21 protein-coding genes and 5 tRNA genes are annotated in these 26,379 nt (G+C 38.2%); 25 read left to right on the top strand and 1 reads right to left on the bottom strand.

Going from position 1 to position 26,379, the window contains the following annotated elements; genetic code table 11:
- Window positions 1–127: 127 nt before the first annotated feature.
- From CDW55_RS02170 to CDW55_RS02135, 8 genes are all read left to right on the top strand, one after another.
- Window positions 128–2,785 carry a 4-alpha-glucanotransferase gene (locus CDW55_RS02170; RefSeq protein WP_088468084.1) on the top strand — a complete coding sequence of 886 codons (2,658 nt, stop codon included), beginning with the start codon at window positions 128–130 and terminating at the stop codon, window positions 2,783–2,785.
- A 252-nt stretch (window positions 2,786–3,037) separates the two neighbouring features.
- Window positions 3,038–3,982, top strand: a complete 945-nt coding sequence (locus CDW55_RS02165; protein WP_179285894.1) for a hypothetical protein — start codon at window positions 3,038–3,040, stop codon at window positions 3,980–3,982.
- Between the two features lie 117 nt (window positions 3,983–4,099).
- Complete coding sequence (locus CDW55_RS02160) at window positions 4,100–4,636, top strand: hypothetical protein (protein WP_143332911.1); 537 nt, start codon at window positions 4,100–4,102, stop codon at window positions 4,634–4,636.
- Window positions 4,637–4,756: 120 nt separating this feature from the next.
- A complete protein-coding gene (locus tag CDW55_RS02155; protein WP_088468082.1) occupies window positions 4,757–5,761 on the top strand; it encodes a glycosyltransferase family protein in 1,005 nt (334 codons plus the stop codon).
- A gap of 66 nt (window positions 5,762–5,827) precedes the next feature.
- Window positions 5,828–6,241: a hypothetical protein gene (locus tag CDW55_RS02150; protein ID WP_088468081.1), complete on the top strand. Its 414-nt coding sequence runs from the start codon at window positions 5,828–5,830 to the stop codon at window positions 6,239–6,241.
- A 102-nt stretch (window positions 6,242–6,343) separates the two neighbouring features.
- Window positions 6,344–6,853 carry a ferritin gene (locus CDW55_RS02145; protein WP_088468080.1) on the top strand — a complete coding sequence of 170 codons (510 nt, stop codon included), beginning with the start codon at window positions 6,344–6,346 and terminating at the stop codon, window positions 6,851–6,853.
- A 17-nt stretch (window positions 6,854–6,870) separates the two neighbouring features.
- Entirely contained in the window at window positions 6,871–8,757 is a 1,887-nt protein-coding gene (locus CDW55_RS02140) for a DUF3857 domain-containing protein (RefSeq protein ID WP_088468079.1), read from the top strand.
- Window positions 8,757–10,685 carry a DUF3857 domain-containing protein gene (locus tag CDW55_RS02135; protein ID WP_088468078.1) on the top strand — a complete coding sequence of 643 codons (1,929 nt, stop codon included), beginning with the start codon at window positions 8,757–8,759 and terminating at the stop codon, window positions 10,683–10,685. Before CDW55_RS02140 ends, CDW55_RS02135 begins: the two co-directional genes overlap by 1 nt.
- 48 nt (window positions 10,686–10,733) lie before the next feature.
- On the opposite strand, the gene CDW55_RS02130 is transcribed toward CDW55_RS02135, so the two are convergent.
- Window positions 10,734–13,898, bottom strand: a complete 3,165-nt coding sequence (locus tag CDW55_RS02130; RefSeq protein WP_088468077.1) for a UvrD-helicase domain-containing protein — start codon at window positions 13,896–13,898, stop codon at window positions 10,734–10,736.
- Window positions 13,899–13,984: 86 nt separating this feature from the next.
- On the opposite strand from CDW55_RS02130, the gene rpsU reads away from it, so the two are divergent.
- The 17 genes from rpsU (at window position 13,985) to rpoB (ending at window position 26,322) form a co-directional block, all read left to right on the top strand.
- Complete coding sequence (gene rpsU, locus CDW55_RS02125) at window positions 13,985–14,182, top strand: 30S ribosomal protein S21 (RefSeq protein WP_088468076.1); 198 nt, start codon at window positions 13,985–13,987, stop codon at window positions 14,180–14,182.
- 78 nt (window positions 14,183–14,260) lie between these two features.
- The gene (locus CDW55_RS02120) at window positions 14,261–15,151 is read left to right on the top strand and encodes a tyrosine-type recombinase/integrase (protein ID WP_088468075.1); all 891 of its coding nucleotides are present in this window, start codon (window positions 14,261–14,263) and stop codon (window positions 15,149–15,151) included.
- Window positions 15,148–15,438, top strand: coding sequence for an HPF/RaiA family ribosome-associated protein (locus CDW55_RS02115; protein ID WP_088468074.1), 291 nt, complete (start codon window positions 15,148–15,150; stop codon window positions 15,436–15,438). Before CDW55_RS02120 ends, CDW55_RS02115 begins: the two co-directional genes overlap by 4 nt.
- A gap of 102 nt (window positions 15,439–15,540) precedes the next feature.
- Window positions 15,541–15,614: transfer RNA gene (locus CDW55_RS02110), tRNA-Thr, on the top strand.
- Between the two features lie 18 nt (window positions 15,615–15,632).
- A tRNA-Tyr gene (locus tag CDW55_RS02105) sits at window positions 15,633–15,715 on the top strand.
- 82 nt (window positions 15,716–15,797) lie between these two features.
- Window positions 15,798–15,870 (top strand) — tRNA-Gly (locus CDW55_RS02100).
- Between the two features lie 48 nt (window positions 15,871–15,918).
- A tRNA-Thr gene (locus CDW55_RS02095) sits at window positions 15,919–15,990 on the top strand.
- 317 nt (window positions 15,991–16,307) lie between these two features.
- The gene (gene tuf / locus CDW55_RS02090; protein ID WP_088468073.1) at window positions 16,308–17,495 is read left to right on the top strand and encodes an elongation factor Tu; all 1,188 of its coding nucleotides are present in this window, start codon (window positions 16,308–16,310) and stop codon (window positions 17,493–17,495) included.
- A gap of 53 nt (window positions 17,496–17,548) precedes the next feature.
- A tRNA-Trp gene (locus CDW55_RS02085) sits at window positions 17,549–17,619 on the top strand.
- Between the two features lie 13 nt (window positions 17,620–17,632).
- On the top strand, window positions 17,633–17,836 hold the full coding sequence (secE, locus tag CDW55_RS02080) for a preprotein translocase subunit SecE (protein ID WP_088468072.1): 204 nt from the start codon (window positions 17,633–17,635) through the stop codon (window positions 17,834–17,836).
- A 14-nt stretch (window positions 17,837–17,850) separates the two neighbouring features.
- Window positions 17,851–18,393 carry a transcription termination/antitermination protein NusG gene (gene nusG / locus CDW55_RS02075; protein WP_088468071.1) on the top strand — a complete coding sequence of 181 codons (543 nt, stop codon included), beginning with the start codon at window positions 17,851–17,853 and terminating at the stop codon, window positions 18,391–18,393.
- A gap of 78 nt (window positions 18,394–18,471) precedes the next feature.
- A complete protein-coding gene (locus CDW55_RS02070) occupies window positions 18,472–19,653 on the top strand; it encodes a hypothetical protein (RefSeq protein ID WP_088468070.1) in 1,182 nt (393 codons plus the stop codon).
- A 190-nt stretch (window positions 19,654–19,843) separates the two neighbouring features.
- On the top strand, window positions 19,844–20,287 hold the full coding sequence (rplK, locus tag CDW55_RS02065) for a 50S ribosomal protein L11 (RefSeq protein ID WP_088468069.1): 444 nt from the start codon (window positions 19,844–19,846) through the stop codon (window positions 20,285–20,287).
- 11 nt (window positions 20,288–20,298) lie between these two features.
- Window positions 20,299–20,991, top strand: a complete 693-nt coding sequence (rplA, locus tag CDW55_RS02060) for a 50S ribosomal protein L1 (RefSeq protein WP_088468068.1) — start codon at window positions 20,299–20,301, stop codon at window positions 20,989–20,991.
- 13 nt (window positions 20,992–21,004) lie between these two features.
- Window positions 21,005–21,601, top strand: a complete 597-nt coding sequence (rplJ, locus tag CDW55_RS02055) for a 50S ribosomal protein L10 (protein ID WP_088468067.1) — start codon at window positions 21,005–21,007, stop codon at window positions 21,599–21,601.
- Window positions 21,602–21,654: 53 nt separating this feature from the next.
- Window positions 21,655–22,023 carry a 50S ribosomal protein L7/L12 gene (rplL, locus tag CDW55_RS02050; protein ID WP_088468066.1) on the top strand — a complete coding sequence of 123 codons (369 nt, stop codon included), beginning with the start codon at window positions 21,655–21,657 and terminating at the stop codon, window positions 22,021–22,023.
- Window positions 22,024–22,494: 471 nt separating this feature from the next.
- Entirely contained in the window at window positions 22,495–26,322 is a 3,828-nt protein-coding gene (gene rpoB, locus CDW55_RS02045) for a DNA-directed RNA polymerase subunit beta (RefSeq protein ID WP_088468065.1), read from the top strand.
- Window positions 26,323–26,379 lie beyond the last annotated feature (57 nt).

The raw sequence follows: 26,379 nt of genomic DNA, 5'->3' as shown, positions 1-26,379 counted from the left end.
TTGTCTCTTGAAACTTTAGGTTTGTATTGATTTGATTTTCAGTATATAAGCCTTTGAAAATATTTAAGATTTTGACCTTAAAAATTATTGAAATTTCATAAATTGCGTCATCAAATTATTCCATGTTATGAAACTGTATTTCAATATTAATTTCCGCACCAAAATGGGAGAAAATCTTCAGGTTTTGGTGATGGAAGAAGGAACCGAAGATAAAATTTATCCTTTAAGATACACCGATAACGGAAACTGGACCGCTGAGGTTGATTATTTTTCGAAAAGTATTACCTATAAATATACGCTTGTAGATGAAGCACAGGCTGTTCTGGACGAAGAATTTTCTTTACACCGTTTAAATTTACCTCATAACTACGACGAATTTGTAATTTATGATGTGTGGAATTTGAAGAATTTTCCGGAGAATTATCTTAACAACAAAATTCTTAAAAATACATTCAGCGGTTTCAAACCCGAAAAAAATGCAGTTTTAAAGAGACATACCCATTTGTTCCGGTTAGAAGCTCCAATTTATCATCAGAACTGGCAGCTTGTACTTCTTGGAAATTGTGACGCGCTCGGAAACTGGGATAAAAATGGATCCGTAAACATGGCTCAAACCGATTTCGGAATTTGGGAAGCAGCGGTTGAAATTGTTTCTGATCAGATGATTCAGTACAAATACGGGCTCCGCGACCGGCATTCCGGCGAGGTTTTCGATCTGGAATACGGAGATAACCGATGGGCAGTACCAAACCCGGAAAAAAATATTCTGCAGATTAAAGCCGATCATTTCTTCAGGTTTAAATCTTTCGAGATGTACCACGCAGCCGGCGTTGCCGTTCCGGTGTTTGCGCTCAGAACAGAAAACGGTTTCGGTGTAGGCGAATTTCCAGATTTAAAAAATCTTGCCGACTGGGCGAAAAAAACGAATCTTTCCCTTTTGCAGATTTTGCCGATCAACGATACCACAGCAAACTATTCGTGGACAGATTCTTATCCTTACGCAGCGATCTCTGTTTACGCGCTCCACCCGCAGTATCTTTCTGTTGAGAATTTAGAATATGCTTTGCCGAAAGAACTCGTTGAGGAATATGAGAAAGAAAAAACAGAGTTAAATTCATTAAGCCTCATCGATTATGAAAAAATGATTTCAGGGAAGTGGAAGTTTGTTAAGGCAGTTTTTAATCTTCATCAGACTGAAATCCTGAAAGACAGAAGTTTCAAAAAATTTATAAAAGATAATGAGGACTGGCTCTTGCCTTACGCTGCTTTCTGTGTACAGCGCGATAAATATAAAACGCCAAATTTCAACCTCTGGAAAACGCATAAGAAATATATCGCAGGCAAAATCGCTCCGTTTTTCAGTCCAAAAAGTAAGGATTTCGAGTCGGCGATGCTGCACGCATGGGTACAGTATCAGTTGCATCTTCAGTTGAAAGATGCCATTGATTATACTCACAGTCTCGGTATTTCTGTAAAAGGCGATTTACCGATCGGAATCTACAGATATTCTGTGGAAGCCTGGACCGAGCCGGAACTTTTCGGAATGGATTTTCAGGCCGGTGCACCACCAGATCAGTTCACCGAACTGGGCCAGAACTGGGAGTTCCCGACGTACAACTGGGAAGCTATGAAAGCAGACGGTTACCGTTGGTGGAAGAACCGTTTCAAAGCGCTGGAGCAGTATTTTGATGCGATGAGGATTGACCATATCCTTGGGTTTTTCAGAATCTGGCGAATGCCGATGAGCGCAACGCAGGGGATTTTGGGTTATTTCTATCCGGCTGTTCCGGTTAGGATGGATGAATTCAGTGCCAGACATATTCCTTTTTATTACGACCGGTATTGTAAGCCTTTCATCAATGATCAGATTCTTTGGGATGAATTTGGTGATGAAAGAGATAACATTCATAACCAGTTTATGAATAATCATTTCGACGGTACTTATTCTTTCAAGGAAGAATTTGATACCCAAAGAAAACTCACAGAATATTTTAAAACTAATCCGCATCCTTGGGCAGAAGAAAAATTGATTTCCCTATGTGCCAATGTGCTCTTCCTGCCTGAAGAGAATGCTTACGGGGAAACCGTATATCACCCGAGGTTTAATATTGATAAAACCTCGTCATTTAGTCATCTTCCAAATTGGGAAAAACAGGCGGTTTATGATCTTTATATTGATTATTTCTTCAAAAGACAGGATGGGCTGTGGTATGAAAAAGCAATGGAGAAATTACCCGTAATTCTTAATGCCACCGATATGCTGATTTGCGGTGAAGATTTAGGATTGGTGCCCGAATCTGTTCCTCAGGTGATGGACAGACTGGGAATTACAGCCCTCAAAGTACAGCGAATGCCATCGGATAATATCCCTTGGTATAATCCTAAAGATGCTTCTTATCTTAATGTAGTCACGGCGAGTTCGCACGACAGTTCTACGCTTCGCCAGTGGTGGCACGAAGACCGTAACTTAACCCAACAGTATTTTAACCAGCAGTTAGGTCAGCCGGGAACTGCACCATGGAACCTTGAGCCACAACTCGCTGAAATCATTATGAAACAGCATCTTTATAACGATGCGATGTTAGCGATTTTTCCGATTCAGGAATTTCTGGCAACTGATCATGAGTTGACTAATGCGAATATGGATGAGGAAAGAATTAATAATCCTGCTGTATTTCCGCATTACTGGCGGTACAGAATGCACTTGAGTTTAGAAAGCCTTTTGAATAAGGAAGGTTTCAACCGAAAAATCGCAGATTGGATTTCTGATGCTAATCGGGCGTAAATTTTTTCTAAAAAAAATAACAATTTTTGACAGAAAAGAAAAAAAACTTTTATCTGTTGAAAATCAGAATTTTATAATATTTATTAAAGAAGTTGGAGTTTTTGCTTTAACTTCTTTTTTTTATTTTAATCAAAAGAATATGAAAAGTCCGTAAAACCCCTGTTTAAAGGCGTTTGAAAGGATTTTGAACATAAAAGTTGGCATGCTTTTCTAATAGGTTGTAGTGAACAGCTTAAAAACAGTTTAAAAAAAATGAAAAAAATACTTTTTGGACTTTCGGTGTTTTTTGCAACATTGATTTCCGCACAGAATTATCCGGATTATTATCCAAACAACAATAATGGTTATTACGACGATTACGATGATGAATTTTATTTTCCGGAAGATTATTATTACGAATATCCATCTGATTATTACAGAAACGATCTCTACCAGAGTTATTACAGAGACTACCAGCGAAGCATTTATGATGTAAACTGGAGCAGGTTTTTCTCTCAGTATCGCCTTTCGTCCTGGCAGATCCGCCAGATCATAATGTTGAATGACCAGTTTCCGACATTCGCTTCATGGAATTCATATTACCGATATAATCCCGACCGATGGTATTATGACAGATTCTATGCACTCGAAAGAATTTTAGGACCTAAGGTATATGTAATTTACCAGAATAATTATTACAACGGATACAATCCCGTGAATTATTGGCAAAACTACAGAAGACAACATTATGTAACCCATGTTTATGTGGTTCCCCGATACAAAAACATCAATGTAAACCGTTATAGAATTAACAAAGTGAAATATCACCAGGCGAATCCGAGACAGAACATTGGTTTCCAAAATTCCCCACGAACAGGAAACGGTAACTGGAATAATGCGCAAAGGAAAGAAGGATTCAGAAATGACGGAGACTTAAACAAAAGAACAGAGAATAACGGCTTCCGAAACGGAAATGAGGCACCGGTGAGAACTGCGCCACGGATTTCCAACGGTACAACAAGAAATAATGAGATCCGGCCACAGACTGAAACACCTCGAAATAACGGTGGGTTCAGAGACAATAACTCCGGAATAAGAAATACAGATCCACAGAGAAAGATAGAAAGTAATTCCGGAAGTCTGAGAAATCGGACTCCGGGAACAGCAACCCCGGGAAATACAGCCCGAATCCCGGGTCAGAGATTTACCTCTTTATAATTTTAGTTTTTAGTGTTAGTAGTGATGGGAGAGCGGTTTCGAAAGGAGCGGCTCTCCTTTTTTTATTTTGGCACAGTAATGGAGATAGTTATGACACAACAAATTAAAATTCTTAAAATGAAAAAGATTATCACAATATTCAGCTTGGGTTTATTTACCCTGGGTTATTCACAGTCAGATTATTATAATGATTACAGAAGAAGTATTACCGATGTAAACTGGCAGACTGTCGCAGCAAATTTATTGCTAAGTCCGCAACAAAAAGCAGACTTATTTGCATTAAATAATCAGTACTCGGATTATAACTCATGGAACCGCGCGTACGGTAGTAACCCTGACCAATGGAGAGTCGACCGTTACAGATCCATCGAACGAATTATGGGACCGGCGAAATATGAAAAATTCAAGAACAAATACTATAAAGGTCAGAATCCTGTAGCGGTTTATAACAGAAATAAAAACAATTATAAAAGCACGCAGGTAAAGAAGTATAACACTATTAAATCGAGAAAACCGGTTATAAATAATGGGGTAAATACCAAATCAATGAAGGAATACGAAAGAAGAAAGAAACTTAATGACGGTTCGCACCTTTATGTTAAAGGAAATTCGCAGGGTAAAGGAAATTCGCAGGGAAAAGGAAAGTCAAAGTAAAGTCATACTGATTACATATATAATGAAGAGCGTACGCATGTGCGCTCTTTTTTGTTTTAAATATTTGTGAACTTACCATAATTCAACATCGTGGATTTAATTTACTTGTAAATTTGTTAGATGAAGATTTTATATGCGATTCAGGGCACAGGAAACGGGCATGTAACCCGTGCGCGAGAGATTATACCTTATCTTAAAAAATACGGTGAAGTAGATATACTCATCAGTGGAACCCAGGCCGAGGTTGATGTCGATGCCGAAGTAAAATACAGATTTGATGGATTTGGTTTTGTTTTCGGAAGTAAAGGTGGTGTAGACTTCCGCGAAACGTGGAAACGTTTTAATTTAAGACTGTTCATCAAAGACGTAAAAAATCTTCCGGTACGCGAATACGATTTAGTGATAAATGATTTTGAGCCGGTATGTGCCTGGAGTTGTAAACTCTACCGAAAAAAATCTTTGGGAATGAGCCATCAGTCAGCGTATTTGTCATATAAAACTCCGAAAATCAATGGTTTTCACTGGGGGAAAGTGATAATGGATCATTACGCGCCAGCCACAGACTATATTGGATTTCATTTTGAAAGGTACGATGACTATATCCACACTCCTGTCATCAGAACTGAAATACGTAATCTGAAACCACAGAATTTAGGTCATTACACCGTTTATCTTCCGGCCTATTCCGATGAATTTATTCTCGATAAAGTAAAAGAAGTCCCAGGTTCGAACTGGCAGATTTTCTCAAAACATTCAAAACAGCACTACCGGAAACACAATGCGGAAGTATTCCCAATAAATAATGCTTTGTTTCAAGAATCATTAGCCAGCTGTGCAGGACTCTTAACCGGTGGCGGTTTCGAAGGTCCGGCTGAAGCACTGCATCTCGGTAGAAAGTTACTTGTAGTGCCGATGCATCATCAATATGAACAGCAGTGCAATGCATTGGCTTTAGAGAAACTCGGCGTTCCCGTTATTTGGAAAGAAAATACCTTTCTGGAAAAATTAAAAAATTGGGTAGCCTCCATTGAACCTATTAAGATTTCTTTTCCTGACGAAACTGAATATATCATAAGAAATATAATAGAAAAGTATGGTTATGAAAGCTTTAACAAAAAATTATGATTAAAATCTTTAACCTGATCAGTTTTAATTTATCAAACCATCAAATAACAAACAAAAAATATCGAAATGAAAAAAATTGTTTTTAGTGCAGCTTTCGTAGTGATGGGAACTTTTGCAATGGCCCAGCAAACGCCGATGATGAATAAAAAAGATCCAGCAGAAATGGAGCAGAAAAGACAGGAAAAACTGAAGATGATGCAGGCTGAACTTAATCTTACCAGTGCACAGGTAGCTCAGATTAAAGCGCTGCAGGATAAAAAAATGGCAGAGAAACAGCAAAATGCTTCACAGATGCAGGAACAAAGAAAAGCAAAAATGGAGGCTATGAAAGCCCGACAGGAACAATGGAATGCTGAAATGAGGAAAATACTCACCCCTGAACAGTACACAAAATGGGAAGCAAAAAAGCAGCAGAACATGCAGAATAAAAGACAGAAAATGCAGCAGCATCAAATGAAAAAAATGTCTGCTACAAAATAGTTCATAATTTTAATTTTTAAGGGAAGCGGAAAAATTTATTTTTTTTCGCTTTTTTTATGTCCATACGCTTTTATTATCTATATTTGGTAAAAAGACATTATTATGATAAGTACAAAAATTGGTGCGTTAATAAACGACCAAATTGCTAAGGAACAGTATGCTGCTCAATATTATTTATCCATGTCGGCATGGTTTTCTGCCCGGGATCTGGATGGTATTGCGAATTATTTCCGCGTTCAGAGTAAAGAAGAACTCATGCATGCAGATAAAATGTTCGATTATATGATTGATGTAGGTGCAGAAATTGTGTTGGGCGAAATTCCAAAACCACCACATGAATTTACCGATGCAAAAGAAATTTTCGAAAAAGCACTGGAGCATGAAAAAATTGTGACCAAAAGTATTTTCAATATTCTGAAAAACGCGAATGAAGAAGGTGATTTTGCAACCGTTTCCTTTTTGCAGTGGTTTGTAAATGAGCAGGTAGAAGAAGAAGCAAATGCCTCGCAGCTTGTCACCAAAATAAAAATGGTGTACGATAATCCGTCGGCGATGTATCTTTTTGATCAGGAACTTAAGCAGCGCGTGTTTGTGCCGGATGCAGGGAATTAATCACAAAATAATTTTTAATGAAAAAATTTTACATTCTGTGGTGTGCACTGCTGTACGTTACCCTTCTTGCTCAGGATTATAATGCGTCACTAATTCCCGAAAATCTTCTAAAAAATGCTAATGCGGTTGTTCGTGAGAGTGCTGAAGATTATGTGCTGAAATCGGTTAAAGAGCTGCATATTAAACAAACCCATGCTGTTACAATTCTCAACAGTGCCGGAGATGAATTTTCCACCGTATTAATACCATACAATCCCAATACTAAAGTCGGGAGTATTAAAGTAGAGGTTTATGATGCCGCAGGGAAACTCAGCAAAACCTATTCGAAAAAAGATTTCAACGATTATACCAATAATCCAAGCGCCGCTTTGTATGTAGATGACAGGATTTTGGTTTTAAGGCCAATGTCTTCGCAATATCCTTATACCGTAAAATCGTATTATGAAACTACAACTTCCAATACGGTGTATCTGAATTATTTCAGGCCGGTAACTTCGTACGACATGTCGGTTGAAAAATCAACATTCACCGTGCATAATACTTCTGGAATCAATATACGTACAAAGGTTACCGATCGGCCTCTGGCGAAACTCACACACTCCACGGAAGGAAATGTAATGAAATATTCTTACGAGAATATCCCAGCCATTAAGCACGAAGATCTGGCACCGAGTATCAGTTATTTAGTTCCTCAGGTGGAGTTTTCGCCGGAAAAGTTTACACTTGAAGGTAAAGAGGGTAATATGACCGACTGGAACAGCTTTGGAAAATGGTACTACACCCAGCTTATTAATCCAGTATCAGAAATTACACCGGAAATCAGGGCAGAAGTGCAGGCCTTGAATCTATCGGGAACCACTTCTGATAAAGTAAAAACCATTTATCAGTATATGCAGAACAAAACCCGTTATGTTCTGATCGCTATGGGAATAGGCGGTTGGCAACCGATGCCGGCTGCAGAAGTGAGCAAAAAAGGATATGGCGACTGCAAGGCACTTACCAATTATATGCGTACGCTGCTTTCTGCGGCAGGAATTAATTCTTATTTTTCGGTGATTTATGATGATCATTCTGTAATCACTTTCGATAAAGATTTCCCGAGAATGTCGGGTAATCATGCGATTTTAATGGTTCCAACAGAGAAAGAAACCATTTGGCTCGAAAATACCTCGCAGCAACATGCATTTAATCATTTGAGTTTCACTTCTCATCACCGCAATGTTCTGGCGGTGAAGGAAGACGGAATTCAGATTGTAGATACTCCAGTTTACAAGCCAGAGCAGAGCATGGAAAAACTCAACGCAAAAATTCACCTTGGGACCGATGGAACAATTTCTTCGGATGTAAGGTTTGAATTTTCCGGCGGACAGTATGACAGCAATCTGAGGCTTTTAGGTTTAAAAAACGATGAAATCCAGGAAGCTCTTAAAAATCGTCATTACAATTTAAAAATTGATGATTTGAAGGTGAATAACCTGAAAAACGACAGAGATGAAGGCAAAATCGGTTACGACCTTTCCCTGAAAGCTAACGGATTCTCAAAAAAAATTGGCAATGATCTTTTCTTTCCGGTGATGCCGTTTTATGAGGCGGTAATGTTCAGTTCAAATGATGAAAGGAAACTTCCCTTCGAGAATTCATTTCCCTTCCAGGATGATTATGAAATTGAATACATTATTCCGGCAGGCTATATTTTTGCTGAAATCCCAAAATCATCTTCAATTACAACTGAGTTTGGCTCTTACACCATTGATTTCACAACGAAAGATGGTAAACTGCTTGTAAAAAGAGTTTTAACGATCAACAAAGGACTCTATCCAAAAGAAAAATACAAAGAATACCTGGCGTTCCGCAAACAGACAGCCAGCCGCGACAATACTAAAATCTTACTAACAAAACAATAATGAAGAAAATTCTACTTTGTTTTGCATTCTCAGTAACAGGACTGTTGGGTGCACAACATAAATTCCTAACTTATCCAAAACTTTCAGATGAAGATCTGAAAAGCGAAAAATCTACACAAGTTTCAGATGCACCCGCAGAAATCCTTTACCGGTCCGTACATTTCCGGATTGACTATGACGGAACACTGCATCAGAAGGTATTCAGCAGGATTAAAATTTATAATAAAGACAATGCCTCAGATTATCTGGATCACAAGGTAAGTATTTATGATGACCGCCGAGGTACTCGCGAAACTTTAGCCGACCTCAAAGCAAATACTTATAACCACGAAAATGGAAAAACAGTAAGCACAAAAATCGCTAAGGACGAAAAATACAAATCCACCGAAGACCGAAACTACGATATTACCAAATTTGCTTTTGCGAATGTGAAAAACGGGTCTGTTGTTGAATATTCTTACACCATTATCACTCCATTCCTGGGATCTATGCCCCGGATTATTATTGAGGAGGAAATCCCGATCCGTTATGTAGAATATGTTCTGGATGCCCCTGTCCCACTAGGTTATACGATTAATTATAAAGGAAGTCTAAACCCGACTCACAGGTTGGTAGAGAAAAAACCGCTTTATGGTAATGAATATCAAACGTATAGATTTGCTTATGAGAAGGTTGCGCCATATAAAGAAGAGAAATATGTTTTGAATAACGACAATTACAAAACTTCCATTAAGGCAGAACTTAATTCCACGCTTTTTAATAACGTATATAAGTCATATGCAAACACTTGGAAGGATATTCAGGAAAGACTGTATGCAAACGATGATTTTGGTGCAGAACTAAAGAAAACCAACTTGGTGAAAGACCTTCTTCCACAGGAAATTAAATCGATTCCGGTAACGCTTCAGCGGGCAGATGCAATCCTGAAATATGTTCATAAGAATTATACCTGGAATAAAGAAGATGCAGTGTTCTGCGACAAAGGAATCAAAAACCTAATCAATACTAAAGTTGGAAATTCTGCAGAAATTAACCTTCTTTTGACTATGCTTTTCCAAAGTGCGGGCATTAGTGCGGATCCTGTAGTACTTTCCACTGTAAATCAGGGAATTTTGCTTGCTTATAACCCATCAATAGCTCAGTTGAACTATGTTTTGGCCTCATTTAAAGATAAGGATAAAATTTACCTTGCCGATGGTACTGTAAAACAGAGCGAAATTAATATGGTAGCACCTAAAGCACTGAATTATTATGGAATTGTTATGGGTGAAAAAACTGCACAGCAAATTAATATCCTTTACCCTGAAACCAGTAAAACTTTGCTTACAGTTGATGCCAAACTTTTACCGGATGGCACTTTCGAAGGTAAATTTTCGGACCGGGACACAAAACTGTATTCAATGGTGGTCAACCAAAGATTTACGGAGGACAAAGAAAAATTTGCAAAATCCTATAAAGACGATTACCGTTTCAATTTTACGAATTTAAAACACGGCCTTCAGGAAAATAACGATTTTGAAACCAGTTTCGATTTCAGTTCAGATACTTTTGTTGATGTGTTGGGTGGGAAAATGGTATTTAATCCTTTGCTTTTTCTTTATTCCCAGACACATAACTTCGACCAAAAAGAGCCGCGAATTGCACCTCTTGAGTTTTACTCAGCTTACGACAGAATTAAAAAGGTAACGATTACCCTCCCGGATGGCTATGTTTTTGAAAATGTGCCCAAATCGAAGAAATTTCGTACAGAGGATAATGCACTCCAATACACGTATCAGGTTACGCAAAACGGAAATAAGTTGACAGTTGAGACCACGACTCAGGTTGACGATTCAGTATTCCCGAAAGAATATTATCCAGCATTTACGCAGATTTTCGATAATATCACCAAACAGGAAGCACAGGTGATAACTGCGGTAAAGAAGTAATTTTTAGATGTAAATAAAATCCTGTCTCGCTTTCTGAGACAGGATTTTTTATACATAAATCAGTTGGGTTTCCAGAACTTTTTTACCGAGTTTTTCGAGTATAGATTTGTATTCGTTTATTTGCACAAGATGTTTTTCCTGCTCAGCGCCGGTCTTAAAATCGATAATGATGTAACCGTTCCCGGTATCGATCAGCCGGTCTGGCCGGTAAATCTTCGACTCGCCGTTTTCAGAAATCATCATGTCTTTTTCGTTAATAACAACCTGATTTTCGGTGAAGTATTTCGAATAATTCTCGTTTTTAATGATGCTTAAAATCCGGTGATGAATCTCTTCTTTTTCTTCCAGGGTAATAATTCCTTCCAACACATAGGATTCGAGGGTGCGATCCACGTCTTGTTCTGAATTAATTCTGGATAAAATTTCGTGCGTAAAAATCCCCGTGCGCACTTTTTCAACCCTGTTCTGGTAATTCTTGGAGGGAGTCGCAATTTTTATAGCGTCCGGATTGCTTTTTTGTCCGCTTTTAAAAAGAATGGGTTTCGTACTGTTTTCATTACCTGTAACGTTCTGCCTACTTTGTTGGTTTTCGTCAGCGACTTTATATAAATCAAAAGAAGAAAGAGGTTCGCCGTTTTCATTCCTGGGGATTTTTGGCTCCAGAAATTCGTAAATTTCAAGGTTGTTACTTGTCTTGTTGGGCTTTTCGATATAAAAGAACAGTTCTTCAACCGCCCGCGTCGTAGCCACATATTGCAGGCAGTAGCGGTCGATTTTATTCTGATAAATATTTTCCTGATTAAACTTTGCCATGTTTTCATCATAAGCTTCAAGTTCTCTTCCGAACGGATTGATATTTACCGACGAAAGGCCGTTTTCAGTGTCAATATCAAGCCAATTGCTGAATTTTGCATCTTTATGTTCGTTTTTCATTGGAAGAAAAACCACGGGAAACTCCAAACCTTTTGCTTTGTGAATCGTCATGAGCTTTACTGCATCCAGATTTTCGGAAGCCTGAATTGTGGTGGCATTTGCTTCTTCGTCCCAATAGCGGATAAAATCTTTCAGTGTAGAAGCGGCGTTTTGCGAATAGGCGTAAAGCATTTCCAAATAATTGAAAAGAAAATCGGTCTCCTTATTCTGTACGGAAAATTCCTGCAGAAAATGTTCGACAAAATTATAAAGATTCAGCTGCAGTAAGTTTTTGCTGCTCAATTGTAAATCATATTTTTTGGCGATGAATTCCTGCATTTCGGCTTTGTTTTTCAGCGTAAGCATTTCCATCATTTCAGCACTGAAGTCTTTAACATGTATTCTTCCTAAAACTTTCAGATAATACAGCATTTTCACCGGAAACTGATAATTTTTAGGGTTCTGTTCCCATCTTAGAAATTCTGTCAGCGCCAGCAGAGTTGATGACAAATTAAGCGTTAAGCCCGATTCTGAAATCGTTTTTATGTAATCTTCTTTTCCCTGATATGTGATTTTTGCGTTTCCTAAAAGCTGCGAAAAACTGAAAATATCGAAATTTCCGCGGCAAAGAATGGTAATATCCGAAAGTTTGAAGCCCTTATCAATGCAACGTTGTATGTCTTCCCGCATTTTTTCGGCAACTTCTTCGTAGAAAACTTTCTTCGTAGTGTTTTCAATTAAGTTGATCCGCACTTTGCCTTCCAGTTTCGATTTTGCAGTCTGCTGGGATCCGCTTCCGAAGATCTCACAATGCTCGGCCTGGGTGTTGCCGGAAAGGAAAAGATACAGTTGGTTATTGAAATCAACAATGTTTTTGGCACTTCGCCAGTTGTTTTCCAGATTTTCTAATTCCGCATGAACAAGTGATTTTTCTTTTTTGTTGATGATATCGAGCATGAGCTGCGAGTCTCCGCCCCGGAAACGGTAAATGCTCTGTTTGGGGTCGCCAACCAAAGTAAAACTCATGTCCTGCGAAGAGGTCGCGTGATCGCGCAGCGGAATAAAATTTTGCCACTGCAGAAATGAGGTGTCCTGAAATTCATCAAAGAAATAATGGCTGAATTTGGTTCCTACTTTCTCATAAATGAATGATGAAGGTTCTTCCCGAAGATTTTCATGAATCAGAATGTTGAATTTTGAGAGAAGTACAACATCATTTTCTTCTTCTATTTGCGCAAGTTTATCCTGAATATCTTTGTTCACTTTCAGCGGTAAAATTGCCTGCAGTATTTTCTCTTTTTTCTTTGTGAGAATATAATTTTGAAAGAGTTTTTGCCGCTGATTGATTAAATAATCAAGAATCTCTAAAATATCGCTTTGTCTGCTTTTGCCCGAACCCGATGCGCCGGCCTGAAATTTAATCAGTGCGCGCTCCTCATTTGCAGGAATAGGGAAATCTGGTCTTTCTTTATGATAATACTTTCGGGCTTCATTGAAAAATTTTGCGATACTGTTGCTGTTTCCGCCTGCAAAATCTGCAACTTCAAGATTTTTTTCCTTTAAAAGCTGGTTGACTTCTTCAATAATATTGATAGAATCCGTTCTGAGGTTTTTAAGGTCTTCCCAGAGGTTTTTCTTAGATTTTTCGTAGGAAAGCCAATCGAAATCTTTGTTTTGATCCAGCCGGAAATAATGTTTATCCTGCACATATTCTTTAGCGGAAGTATAGAGTGTTTTATTCAGGTTCACCCTTTCATCATTGTCCAGACTGTAGTTTACGTAATCCATAAAGGCTTCAGAAATCTCATTTTCCGCACCGATGTCTTCGAGCATCTTCTCAACAGCTTCTATCAGAAAAGGTTCAGAATTGATTTCGAGGTTAAAGTTTTGTGCCAATCCAAGTTCATAAGAAAAACTTCTCACCAAGCGGGAATTAAATTTATCAATAGTGCCAATATTCAGAGTAGAGTAGTGATGGAGAACATAATCCAGAATTTTTTTGGACCGAAAATGAATATCTTCCAGTGTAAGATGATAGCCATCGTTTTGCAGTTTCTCCCGCATATTGATCAAGTCCTGATTGGTTTCATAGCCCGGCATCGAAAATTTTTTCAACCAGTCAATAATCCGGTGTTTCATTTCATTGGCAGCTTTATTGGTGAAGGTCAGCGCCAGAATATTACCTATTTTATCGGGCTGGGAAGGATGTTTCAGACAGATCGCTAGCAGATTCTGAACCAATGCATAGGTTTTGCCCGAACCCGCGGAAGCATTGATGACTCTGTAATTTTTTTGCTGCATAAGAAATAAATATCTTTAAAAGTAATAAAAAATTTGTCATTCCAAAATAAAATCTTACTTTTGCAATCCAAAATGAGATGTAAATTATGTTAATTATCCCAGTAAAAGATGGTGAAGCCATCGACAGAGCGTTAAAAAAATACAAAAGAAAATTTGATAAAACCGGAGTTGTAAGAGCTTTAAGAAGCAGACAGCAGTTCCTAAAACCGTCGGTAACTTCAAGACAGGCAAAGCTGAAAGCTGCTTATAAGCAGAAAAATGCAAGCCGCGAAGAGCAGGCATAAACAATTTTTCTTTAAGAAATACCTAAATCACTTTTCAAATAGTTATATTTGGAAAGTGATTTTTTGTTTTATACCATAATGTTAGAAAGATTTCTAGAATATATTGCTGTCGAAAAACGGTATTCTCCCAACACGCTTATAAGTTACAGAAAAGATCTGGAGGATTTTTCGTTTTTTCTTTTGGAAACTGAAGCTCATCAGGACCTGGTGAAGGTTGATAAAAAAATCATCCGGAATTTTATGGTGCATCTGGGTGAAAAAAAAATCGCCAAACGGTCAATTAATCGCAAACTTTCTACACTTCGCAGTTTCTATCTTTTTTTGCTGAAAGTCGGCGAGATCAAAAATTCTCCGCTGGAAAGCATTCAGTCGTTGAAATTTTATGCTGAAAAACAGATTCCGTTTTCTGAAGAGGAAATGGCTAATCAGCAGCTCGAAGCAAATAAACCGGCGAAAAAAAGCCTGTTGAAAGAACTTATTGTGGAAACACTTTACCAAACCGGAATCAGGCGTGCAGAACTCGTAAATCTTTTGTTGGAGAATGTTGATTTCAGCAAGAGAGAAATGAAAGTAATAGGTAAAGGAAATAAGGCAAGAGTGATTCCGATTTCGGAGAAACTTTCTTCTCTGATGGCAGAATATTTGCTTATAAGAAAGCCGCTGGAGGCGGATAAGATATACTTCTTCATCAACACGAAAGGTAAAAAACTGAACGATAAATTTGTTTATTCTACAGTTAATACTTATCTTAGTCTTGTAACTTCGAAGAAGAAAAAAAGCCCTCATATTTTAAGACACAGTTTTGCAACTCACGTTTTGGAATATGGGGCTGAAATTTCTAAAGTGAAGATGATTATGGGGCACTCATCATTAGCTTCCACACAGGTTTACACCTGTGCCAATATAGAACAGTTAAAAAAAGTGTTTAACAGTGCTCATCCTAGAGCCAAAAAAAATGTAGATTTATGAAAATTTCAGTACAGTCAATGGGATTGACTCCACACGCACCGCTCGAAGAACATATTGAAAAGAAATTAAACAAACTAGAAAACTATTATGATAAAATCGTAGAATGCAAAGTTTACCTTAAAGTTGAGAACAAATCAGACAAAGAAAATAAAACTGCAGAGATCATTCTTGCGGTTCCGGGTGACGACATCGTGGTAAAGAAGACAACTGCCAGCTTTGAAGAAAGTTTGGATCAATGTGCTGAAGTTGCTAAGAAGCTGCTAATCAAGAAAAAAGAATTGGCGTAAAAAAAATATTCAAAATTTTAGCAAAATAATTTGTAGATTTCAAAAAAACTCCCTTATATTTGCACTCGCAAAAAGAGATAAGCGTTCTTTTGAAATCTATTTGCCTCCATAGCTCAGTTGGCTAGAGCAGCTGATTTGTAATCAGCAGGTCGTGGGTTCGAGTCCCTCTGGAGGCTCATTATTTTTGTAAAATTGGGGAGATTCCAGAGTGGCCAAATGGATCAGACTGTAACTCTGCTGTCTTACGACTTCGCAGGTTCGAATCCTGCTCTCCCCACATTTTATAAAAAACGTTTTGCTGGTTTAAAAATTTGTTTTAAATTTGCAAACCGTTTACCAACAATTTTGGAAACAAAAATGCGGAAGTAGCTCAGTTGGTAGAGCGTCAGCCTTCCAAGCTGAATGTCGCGAGTTCGACCCTCGTCTTCCGCTCAAAGAAATCACAACCAACAACGGCTTGTGATTTTTTTTTAAAATTTTGCCGACTTAGCTCAGGGGTAGAGCGCTTCCTTGGTAAGGAAGAGGTCGTGAGTTCAAATCTCATAGTTGGCTCTGTTGAAATCTCCTTTCTAAAAAGGAGATTTTTTTTATTTTAAAGCTGTGCTTGTTGATTTGTGTTGATGTTGATCCAATGTTATATTTGAAAAAAGAGTGCACCGCGTTAATATTCTGTAAATTAATTATTCACTCTTTTATAAATAAATAATTTTTCCTAAATTTGCAGTCCAATATTTTAATTGGAAAATGGCGCCGTAAGCTGCGAAATTTGTAAGTTGAGGATTTTTGTTAAAAAAAGATTTTCAATATACAAAATTTCACTATATTTGCGCACCGAAAATTTAAATAATAATTAAATAAATAATTAAATCATGGCAAAGGAAACGTTTAATCGTAACAAACCACACTTGAACATTGGTACCATCGGTCACGTAGACCATGGTAAAACTACTCTTACTGCAGCAATCAGTAAAGTATTATCTGATAAGGGATTCGGTACTGCAAGAGATTTCTCTTCTATCGACTCTGCACCAGAAGAAAAAGAAAGAGGTATTACTATCAACACTGCACACATTGAGTACGAAACTGCTAACAGACACTACGCTCACGTAGACTGTCCAGGTCACGCCGACTATGTTAAGAACATGGTAACTGGTGCTGCACAGATGGACGGAGCTATCCTTGTAGTAGCTGCAACTGACGGACCAATGCCTCAAACAAGAGAGCACATCCTTCTTTGTCGTCAGGTAAACGTACCTAACGTATTGGTATTCATGAATAAAGTGGATATGGTTGATGATCCAGAATTGTTAGAATTAGTAGAATTAGAAGTAAGAGACCTTCTTTCTTCTTATGATTACGATGGTGATAACACTCCAGTAATTCAAGGTTCAGCTCTTGGAGCTCTTAACGGAGAGCCAAAATGGGTTGCTACGGTAGAAGCACTTATGGATGCTGTTGATACTTGGATCGAACTTCCGGTAAGAGACCAGGATAAGCCATTCCTTATGCCAATCGAAGACGTATTCTCTATTACAGGTAGAGGTACTGTAGCAACTGGTAGAATCGAGGCTGGTGTTATCAACACTGGTGATCCAGTTGATATCGTAGGTATGGGTGATGAGAAACTTACTTCTACTATTACAGGAGTTGAGATGTTCCGTAAAATCCTTGACAGAGGTGAAGCTGGTGATAACGTAGGTCTATTGTTGAGAGGTATTGAAAAAACCGACATCAAGAGAGGTATGGTTATCGCTAAGAAAGATTCTGTTAAACCACACAAAAAATTCAAAGCAGAGGTTTATATCCTTTCTAAAGAAGAAGGTGGTCGTCACACTCCATTCCACAACAAATACCGTCCTCAGTTCTATGTAAGAACTACAGACGTTACAGGTGAGATCTTCTTGCCAGAAGGTGTAGAAATGGTAATGCCAGGTGATAACATCTCTATTACTGTAGAATTGTTACAGCCAATCGCTCTTAACGTAGGTCTTAGATTTGCGATCAGAGAAGGTGGTAGAACAGTTGGTGCAGGTCAGGTAACTGAAATCTTAGATTAATATCTAATAAATATAAAAGTTCCGTAGGGAAACTTACGGGACTTTTTTAATCTACGGGCATCGTCCAATGGTAGGATACCGGTCTCCAAAACCGTTGATCAGGGTTCGAATCCTTGTGCCCGTGCAAAAAATAAATAATGAGCTTAGTTGATTTTTTAAAAGGTTCTTATACCGAATTCAAAGATAAAGTAGAATGGCCAAAATGGCCAGACTTACAGTCATCTACAATTGTGGTTACCATTGCAACCATTATCTTGGCTTTGTTTACCTTTGGGATAGATTCACTGTTCAGTAAATCTATTGCGAATGTAATATCAATTTTCATCAACCTGTTCAATTAAAATTATTTTCCAAAATGAGTGACTTGAAGTGGTATGTTCTGAAATCCATCAGTGGACAGGAAAATAAGGTGAAAACCTATATTGAGAACGAAATGAAGCATCTTGGTTTCGAATCTTTCGTAACACAGGTAGTCATTCCTATGGAAAAGGTAATCCAGATGAGGAACGGTAAAAAAGTTCCGAAAGAAAAACCTTATTATCCTGGTTATTTAATGGTTGAAGCGAATCTTGTAGGTGAAATTCCGCACATCATTAAGAATATTCCCGGCGTAATTTCATTTCTCAGTTTAACCAAAGGCGGCGATCCTGTACCGATGAGAAAATCTGAGGTTAACAGAATGCTTGGCAGAATGGATGAACTTTCAGAATTTGCTGTGGAAGCCAGTATTCCGTTCGTGGTTGGTGAAAATGTAAAAGTAATCGACGGACCTTTTAACGGATTCAACGGAACTGTAGAGAAGATCTTTGAAGACAAAAAGAAAATCGAAGTTTCAGTAATGATTTTCGGAAGGAAAACACCAATGGAACTCAACTATATGCAGGTAGAAAAAGTATAAAGATATTATTATAATAAATCGAAACCGCTCAGTAATGGGCGGTTTTTTAATTCTGATTCACAAATTTAAACCCTATCTATGAAGAAAATTTTTATCCTTTTGGTAACAATGTTGCTCCCACTGCCCTTGATGTCACAGATGTTTTTCGAAAATGGCTACGTGATTGATTCCAAGCGAAATAAAAGACATGTACAGATTAAGAACGAGGGCTGGGTAGAGAGTCCTACGACTATCATTATTAAAGACAAAAGTACAGGAAAAGAATCCGCTGAAGGCCTTAGTGAGATTGATGAGTTTGGTTTGGAAAACGGTATTACCTTTAGAAAATTTACCCTTCCAGTTGCACATTATGAAGATGATCTCAGTAAAATTGATTCCAATCCGGATTTTAGTCCTCAAACGCAGACTGTATTTTTAAAACAACTGACCGCAGGTGCGCTGAGTCTGTACTCCTATCACCGTGGAACCACCAAGTTTTTCATTGGTAAAGATAGAGAAACCCCAACGCAGTTATGGTACAAAAGATATTATAATAGTAACAATGATCTGCAGAAAAACAGAACGTATCAGACTCAACTTTCGCAACTGATTAACTGCCCACATATCAATTTGAACAATGTAGATTATAAAACGGATGCCCTTACTAAATTGATAGGGACCTTCAATAATGGTTGCGTTGAACCAAAGCAGAGTACAAAGACTAAAACGAAAATCAGGGTGCATATACTTGCTGAAGGTAACATGATTTCAACCACAGCCAACTCCAACGAATATTACTTGGATGATATTGAAATGAACCCAAAACAGGTTGCAAAAATAGGTGTTGAATTGGAGTATGTCCTGCCTATGCTTGGCAATTCATTTTCAGTTTTTACGGCTCCTAAATATTACCGGTACAAGAATGATCTTGTTCGTGAATATCCTGTCGATCCGCACACGCAAACGGTGGCGATCGATGCCTCAATCCTGGAGATCCCCGTGGGATTCCGGTATTATAATTACTTTAATGGTAACAATGCATTATTTTTATCGTTCGCATATGTACTAAATAATACTTTGGAATCTACAATGCAGGTGAATACGCTTGAATACGATCTTGCTGCGGGCGGTGTAGGAAGTTTTCACGTAGGCCTGGGGTACAGATACAGAAAGTTGATGGCAGAAATGCAGTATGAAAGATATGGTTTTCAGACTACCAAACGAATTCGAAACATTCGCAACACCGGTTTTGGAGTTTCGTTGAAATATAACATATTCTAATAGGTTTTCGCTTGCCGAGTCGATATACACTCAAAAATTCTTTCTAAAAATCAGTATCTTACACTTGCAGAATCAAAATAAATTCTTAATTTTGCAGTCCGAAATGTAAAGTTGTATGGTGAGACTACAGCTTTGCAGATTTATAAATGCTTCCACATTCATAAATTTCTTAATTTTTTAAAAAACAAAAATGGCTAAAAAAGTCTTTAAAATGGTTAAACTTCAGGTGAAGGGTGGCGCTGCTAACCCGTCTCCACCAGTAGGTCCAGCTTTGGGTTCTGCAGGTGTGAACATCATGGAGTTTTGTAAACAATTTAACGGAAGAACGCAAGATAAGCCGGGACAAGTTTTACCTGTAGTAATTACAGTTTACGAAGACAAATCTTTTGAATTCGTAATTAAAACTCCACCCGTCGCAATCCAGTTGATGGAAGCTTCTAAAGTGAAGAAAGGTTCAGGCGAGCCCAACAGAGCTAAAGTAGGAAGTGTATCTTGGGCTCAGGTTCAAAAAATAGCGGAAGATAAAATGGCAGACCTTAACTGTTTTACAGTTGATTCTGCACTATCTATGGTCGCGGGAACTGCAAGATCTATGGGATTGAGAGTAACAGGAACTAAACCAACTAACGCTTAATACGAATAGAAATGGCAAAATTAACTAAAAAGCAAAAAGAAGCTTTAAGCAAAATAGAAAAAAACAAAATTTACAGCCTTGACGAAGCTTCTGCTTTGGTAAAAGAAGTAAACTTTGCAAAATTTGACGCTTCTGTAGATATCGCAGTTAGATTGGGTGTAGATCCAAGAAAAGCTAACCAAATGGTAAGAGGAGTTGTATCTCTTCCTCACGGTACCGGTAAAGATGTAAAAGTTTTGGCGCTTGTAACTCCAGACAAGGAGGCAGAAGCTAAAGAAGCTGGTGCAGATTACGTAGGTCTTGATGAGTACTTACAGAAAATTAAAGATGGTTGGACAGATGTTGACGTTATCGTTACCATGCCTGCAGTAATGGGTAAATTAGGTCCATTAGGTAGAGTATTAGGTCCAAGAGGATTAATGCCAAACCCAAAATCTGGTACTGTAACCATGGAAGTTGGTAAAGCAGTAGCAGAGGTGAAAGCCGGTAAAATCGATTTCAAAGTTGATAAATACGGTATCATCCACGCTGGTATTGGTAAAGTATCTTTCGATGCTGCTAAAATTAAAGAAAACGCTCAGGAATTAGTGCAGACTTTAATTAAGCTTAAGCCAACTGCCGCTAAAGGTACGTATGTAAAAAGCATCTATATGTCTTCTACAATGAGCCCGGGTATTGCAATTGATACTAAATCTGTAAACTAAAATCTGTAAGACAATGACAAAAGAAGATAAAGTATTAGTAATACAAGAATTAAAAGATCTGTTACAGGACGCGAAAGTAGTTTATGTAGCAAGTCTTGAAGGAATGAATGCTGCTGCAACTTCAGATTTCAGAAGACAGGCATTTAAACAAAATATCAGCCTTAAAGTTGTAAAAAATACCCTTTTGCAAAAAGCAATGGAGCAGATTGAAGGAGTAGATTACTCTGAAATGTTCCAGACTTTCAAAGGAAATTCTGCACTGATGATTTCTGAAACAGCAAACGCTCCGGCTAAACTGATCCAGAACTTCAGAAAAAAAGCTGAAATCCCTGCATTAAAGTCTGCTTACCTGCAGGAAACTTTCTACGTAGGTGACGAGAACTTAGCAACGCTTGTAAACATCAAGTCAAGAGAAGAAATGATCGGAGAAATCATCGGATTGCTTCAATCACCAATCAGAAACGTACTTTCTGCTCTTCAAAACAAGCCGGAGACTGTAGAAGCAAAAGCCGAAGAAACTGCTGCTCCAGATGCTGAAGAAACCAAAGTAGAAGAAACTGCGGCTCCAGAAGCTAGCGCTGACGCTACTGACGCACCTAGTGCAGAGTAATTAGACTCAAAAAAAATCAAAATAAATCGTTCAACAAATTAAAACATTACAAAATGTCAGATTTAAAAAATTTAGCTGAAACGCTAGTAAACTTAACCGTAAAAGACGTAAATGAATTAGCTGCTATCCTTAAGGATGAGTACGGAATCGAGCCAGCTGCTGCTGCTGTAGTTATGGCTGCAGGTGGTGCTGCTGATGCTGCTGAAGAAAAAACAGAATTCGATGTAATCCTTAAATCAGCTGGTGCTTCTAAATTAGCTGTTGTTAAATTGGTAAAAGATTTAACTGGTGCTGGTCTTAAAGAAGCTAAAGATATGGTAGATGGTGCTCCTGCTCCAATCAAGCAAGGTGTATCTAAAGATGAGGCTGAAGCTCTTAAGAAGCAACTTGAAGAAGCTGGTGCTGAAGTAGAATTGAAGTAATTCGTTTACACCCAAATATTGAAACCTCACTTTTTGTGAGGTTTTTTTATTTTATCCTCCATCTTTAATTACATAAAATACGTTGTTTTAACAAAATTTTATAACAGTTCCAACTCTTTAGTCACCTCGCAAAATTTGTGTAAGTGCTTTATTTTGAGTAAATTTGCACTCCTTTTGGCGCTAACCATTGTACATAAATCACTAAAATATTGTAAATCAGCTCTTTCTGTTTCTGAAAGCAGCTTTTCTCTATTTACAGATTTCACTATTGTTTAGCGTTGAAAGATCAAAAAGTATTTTGCACTACTCCGTGAAAAGATATACCGGCGTTGCAGTTAGAATAAGCCCATTTTTGATAAGAGCCAAGTCTATTTGTTAGCGCCTATCTTCTTGTTTCTCTTACTCTCAAAAGGTTTTTTCTGATATTTTTTAAACAAAATATTTTTTAACCCCTCATTCTTTAAAATTTTTATGAGTAAATCTAAAGCAGTCGCTAAAACTCAGGGAAACGAAAGAATCAATTTCTCCGCAGCAAAAGGAAAAATTGAAACGCCTGACTTTTTGGACATTCAGATCCAATCTTTCAAAGAATTTTTCCAGTTGGACACCCTTCCGGAGCAGAGAGTAAACGAAACTCTTTACAAAACCTTTGAAGAAAATTTCCCAATTACCGATTCCAGAAACCAGTTTGTACTGGAGTTTTTGGATTATTTGGTTGATTCACCGCGCTACTCGATCGACGAGTGTGTGGAAAGAGGACTGACCTATTCAGTTCCTTTGAAAGCCCGACTTAAATTGTATTGTACTGACCCTGAACATGAAGATTTTCAGACCGTTGTACAAGATGTGTATTTAGGTCCGGTTCCTTATATGACGCCTTCTGGTTCATTTATTATTAATGGTGCAGAGCGTGTGATCGTAACTCAGTTGCACCGTTCTCCGGGGGTATTCTTTGGTCAAACTTACCATGCCAACGGAACCAAGTTGTATTATTCCAGAATTATCCCGTTTAAGGGATCTTGGATGGAATTTACAACCGACATCAATAACGTAATGTACGCTTACATCGACCGTAAGAAAAAATTACCGTTAACAACTTTATTGAGAGCAATCGGGTATGAATCCGATAAAGATATCCTTCAGATTTTTGACCTTGCGGAAGAAGTGAAAGTTTCTAAAGCAGCATTGAAAAAAGTAGAAGGTAGAACTTTGGCTGCGAGAGTTTTGAACACTTGGTTTGAAGATTTCGTGGACGAAGACACAGGTGAAGTTGTTTCTATCGAGAGAAACGAAATCATCCTTGATCGTGAAACTATTCTTGAAAAAGAACATTTAGACCTAATTTTGGATGCTGGTGTGAAATCAATCTTGATTCACAAAGAAAATTCAAACGAATTTTCTATCATCCAGAATACTTTACAAAAAGACCCTACCAACTCAGAAAAAGAAGCGGTAGAGTATATCTACCGTCAGTTGCGTAACGCAGATCCACCAGATGAGGAAACTGCAAGAGGAATTATCGAAAAATTATTCTTCTCAGAACAGCGTTATTCATTAGGAGAAGTTGGTCGTTACAGATTGAACAAGAAATTAGGATTAAATATTCCTGAAAAAACTGAGGTTTTAACCAAAGAAGATATCATTTCGATCGTTAGACATTTAATTGAGTTGGTCAACTCAAAAGCAGAAGTGGATGATATTGATCACTTATCTAACAGAAGAATTAAGACTGTCGGTGAGCAATTAGCGGGGCAGTTCGGTGTAGGTCTTTCAAGAATTGCAAGAACAATTCGTGAGAGAATGAATGTTAGAGATAATGAAATCTTTACTCCTATTGATCTTGTTAACGCGAAAACTTTAACATCGGTTATTAACTCATTCTTCGGTACCAACCAGCTTTCTCAGTTTATGGACCAAACCAACCCACTGTCAGAAATCACGCACAAGCGTCGTCTTTCTGCATTAGGACCTGGTGGTTTATCAAGAGAAAGAGCAGGTTTCGAGGTGCGTGACGTTCACCATACTCATTATGGCCGTATTTGTCCGATCGAAACTCCTGAAGGACCAAACATTGGTTTGATTTCTTCGTTGGGAATCTATGCGAAAATCAACAACTTAGGTTTCATCGAAACTCCTTATCGAAAAGTAAGCAACGGAAAAGTAGATTTGAAAACTCCTGCGGTTTTCTTAAATGCTGAAGATGAGGAAGATAAAGTAATCGCACAAGCAAACGTGGAAATGAACGACGACGGTACTATTTCTACCGACAGAGTTATTGCACGTCTTGATGGTGATTATCCGGTAGTTGAGCCACAACAAGTTGACTTGATCGATGTAGCGCCAAACCAGATTTCCGGTATTTCTGCTTCATTAATTCCGTTTCTAGAGCATGATGATGCGAACCGTGCATTGATGGGATCCAACATGATGCGTCAAGCTGTTCCTTTGTTGAAGCCACAAGCTCCAATCGTAGGTACTGGCTTGGAACAACAAGTTGCTAAAGACTCCAGAATTTTGATTAATGCTGAAGGAAACGGTACGGTAGAGTACGTAGATGCTGATAAAATTACCATTAAATACGAAAGAAGCGAAGACGATGATTTAGTATCATTCGAATCTGCGACGAAAACTTATAAACTGACCAAGTTCAGAAAAACCAACCAGAGTACAACCATCACTTTGAGACCAAACGTAAGAGTAGGTGATAAAGTGCAGAAAGGGCAAGTACTTTGCGACGGTTACGCAACTGAAAACGGAGAGTTGGCATTAGGTAGAAACCTTGTGGTAGCCTTCATGCCTTGGAAAGGGTATAACTTTGAGGATGCGATCGTAATTAACGAAAAAGTTGTTCGTGAAGACTGGTTTACTTCGATCCACGTTGATGAATATTCATTGGAAGTTCGTGATACCAAATTAGGTATGGAAGAACTGACTGCTGATATTCCTAACGTTTCTGAAGAGGCTACAAAAGATCTTGACGAAAACGGTATGATCCGTATCGGTGCTGATGTGAAGCCTGGAGACATCATGATTGGTAAAATCACTCCAAAAGGTGAATCTGACCCAACTCCTGAAGAGAAATTGCTTCGTGCGATCTTCGGTGATAAAGCTGGTGATGTAAAAGATGCTTCATTAAAAGCAGATTCTTCGTTAAGAGGTGTTGTAATCAACAAAAAACTCTTCTCAAGAAACATCAAAGACAAAAAGAAAAGAACTGAAGAGAAACTGAAACTTGAAGAAATCGAAAATACCTACAAAGCGAAATTCGATGAATTAAGAAACACGCTCCTTGAAAAACTTGGAACTCTTGTTAATGGCAAAACTTCTCAGGGGGTGAAAAACGACCTTGATGAAGAAATCATTGGAAAAGGAGTGAAGTTTACAACCAAATTACTTCAAAGTGTTGAAGATTATGTAAACGTAAGCGGAGCTGACTGGACTGTTGATTCTGATAAAAATGAATTGATCAAGCAGTTGATTCACAATTACAAAATCAAGTTCAACGATATTCAGGGTGTTAAAAACCGTGAGAAATTTGCAATCTCAATTGGTGATGAACTTCCTGCAGGAATTATCAAACTTGCGAAAGTTTATGTTGCTAAGAAACGTAAACTGAACGTAGGTGATAAAATGGCAGGTCGTCACGGTAACAAAGGTATTGTATCAAGAATCGTTCGCGAAGAAGATATGCCGTTCCTGGAAGACGGAACTCCTGTTGATATCGTGTTGAACCCACTTGGGGTACCTTCGCGTATGAACATTGGGCAGATTTACGAAACCGTTCTTGGTTGGGCTGGTCAGAAATTGGGAATGACTTTCGCAACGCCAATTTTCGATGGCGCGAATATCGACCAGATTACTGAATACACCAATCAGGCAGGCCTTCCGGAATTCGGTTCAACTTATCTTTATGATGGTGGTACAGGCGAGAGATTCTCTCAGCCGGCAACCGTTGGGGTAATTTACATGCTGAAACTGGGTCACATGGTTGATGACAAAATGCACGCACGTTCTATCGGACCTTATTCATTGATCACGCAGCAGCCACTTGGTGGTAAAGCGCAGTTCGGTGGTCAGCGTTTCGGTGAGATGGAGGTTTGGGCACTTGAAGCATTCGGTGCATCCAATATCCTTAGAGAAATCCTTACCGTGAAGTCCGATGACGTTATTGGTAGAGCAAAAACTTATGAAGCCATCGCAAAAGGTGAAGCAATGCCTGAACCAGGTATTCCGGAATCTTTCAACGTATTGCTTCACGAGTTACAGGGTCTCGGCCTTGATGTAAGACTTGAAGAATAAATTTTAAATTTTAAATTATGAATGTTGAATTGTTACCGATACCGGAGCAGTTTAATA

It is taken from the genome of Chryseobacterium sp. VAUSW3 (assembly GCF_002205795.1).
Lineage (GTDB): Bacteria > Bacteroidota > Bacteroidia > Flavobacteriales > Weeksellaceae > Kaistella > Kaistella yananensis.
Note: the sequence above shows the minus strand (reverse complement) of the source record. Positions and strands in the feature narration are given on the sequence as shown.

What these genes read in the sequence shown, in the direction of transcription:
- CDW55_RS02170 (WP_088468084.1), top strand. Translation starts at nt 128, where the DNA reads ATGAAACTGTATTTCAATATTAATTTCCGCACCAAAATGGGAGAAAAT.
- CDW55_RS02165 (WP_179285894.1), top strand. Translation starts at nt 3,038, where the DNA reads ATGAAAAAAATACTTTTTGGACTTTCGGTGTTTTTTGCAACATTGATT.
- CDW55_RS02160 (WP_143332911.1), top strand. Translation starts at nt 4,100, where the DNA reads ATGAAAAAGATTATCACAATATTCAGCTTGGGTTTATTTACCCTGGGT.
- CDW55_RS02155 (WP_088468082.1), top strand. Translation starts at nt 4,757, where the DNA reads ATGAAGATTTTATATGCGATTCAGGGCACAGGAAACGGGCATGTAACC.
- CDW55_RS02150 (WP_088468081.1), top strand. Translation starts at nt 5,828, where the DNA reads ATGAAAAAAATTGTTTTTAGTGCAGCTTTCGTAGTGATGGGAACTTTT.
- CDW55_RS02145 (WP_088468080.1), top strand. Translation starts at nt 6,344, where the DNA reads ATGATAAGTACAAAAATTGGTGCGTTAATAAACGACCAAATTGCTAAG.
- CDW55_RS02140 (WP_088468079.1), top strand. Translation starts at nt 6,871, where the DNA reads ATGAAAAAATTTTACATTCTGTGGTGTGCACTGCTGTACGTTACCCTT.
- CDW55_RS02135 (WP_088468078.1), top strand. Translation starts at nt 8,757, where the DNA reads ATGAAGAAAATTCTACTTTGTTTTGCATTCTCAGTAACAGGACTGTTG.
- CDW55_RS02130 (WP_088468077.1), bottom strand. Translation starts at nt 13,898, where the DNA reads ATGCAGCAAAAAAATTACAGAGTCATCAATGCTTCCGCGGGTTCGGGC.
- rpsU (WP_088468076.1), top strand. Translation starts at nt 13,985, where the DNA reads ATGTTAATTATCCCAGTAAAAGATGGTGAAGCCATCGACAGAGCGTTA.
- CDW55_RS02120 (WP_088468075.1), top strand. Translation starts at nt 14,261, where the DNA reads ATGTTAGAAAGATTTCTAGAATATATTGCTGTCGAAAAACGGTATTCT.
- CDW55_RS02115 (WP_088468074.1), top strand. Translation starts at nt 15,148, where the DNA reads ATGAAAATTTCAGTACAGTCAATGGGATTGACTCCACACGCACCGCTC.
- tuf (WP_088468073.1), top strand. Translation starts at nt 16,308, where the DNA reads ATGGCAAAGGAAACGTTTAATCGTAACAAACCACACTTGAACATTGGT.
- secE (WP_088468072.1), top strand. Translation starts at nt 17,633, where the DNA reads ATGAGCTTAGTTGATTTTTTAAAAGGTTCTTATACCGAATTCAAAGAT.
- nusG (WP_088468071.1), top strand. Translation starts at nt 17,851, where the DNA reads ATGAGTGACTTGAAGTGGTATGTTCTGAAATCCATCAGTGGACAGGAA.
- CDW55_RS02070 (WP_088468070.1), top strand. Translation starts at nt 18,472, where the DNA reads ATGAAGAAAATTTTTATCCTTTTGGTAACAATGTTGCTCCCACTGCCC.
- rplK (WP_088468069.1), top strand. Translation starts at nt 19,844, where the DNA reads ATGGCTAAAAAAGTCTTTAAAATGGTTAAACTTCAGGTGAAGGGTGGC.
- rplA (WP_088468068.1), top strand. Translation starts at nt 20,299, where the DNA reads ATGGCAAAATTAACTAAAAAGCAAAAAGAAGCTTTAAGCAAAATAGAA.
- rplJ (WP_088468067.1), top strand. Translation starts at nt 21,005, where the DNA reads ATGACAAAAGAAGATAAAGTATTAGTAATACAAGAATTAAAAGATCTG.
- rplL (WP_088468066.1), top strand. Translation starts at nt 21,655, where the DNA reads ATGTCAGATTTAAAAAATTTAGCTGAAACGCTAGTAAACTTAACCGTA.
- rpoB (WP_088468065.1), top strand. Translation starts at nt 22,495, where the DNA reads ATGAGTAAATCTAAAGCAGTCGCTAAAACTCAGGGAAACGAAAGAATC.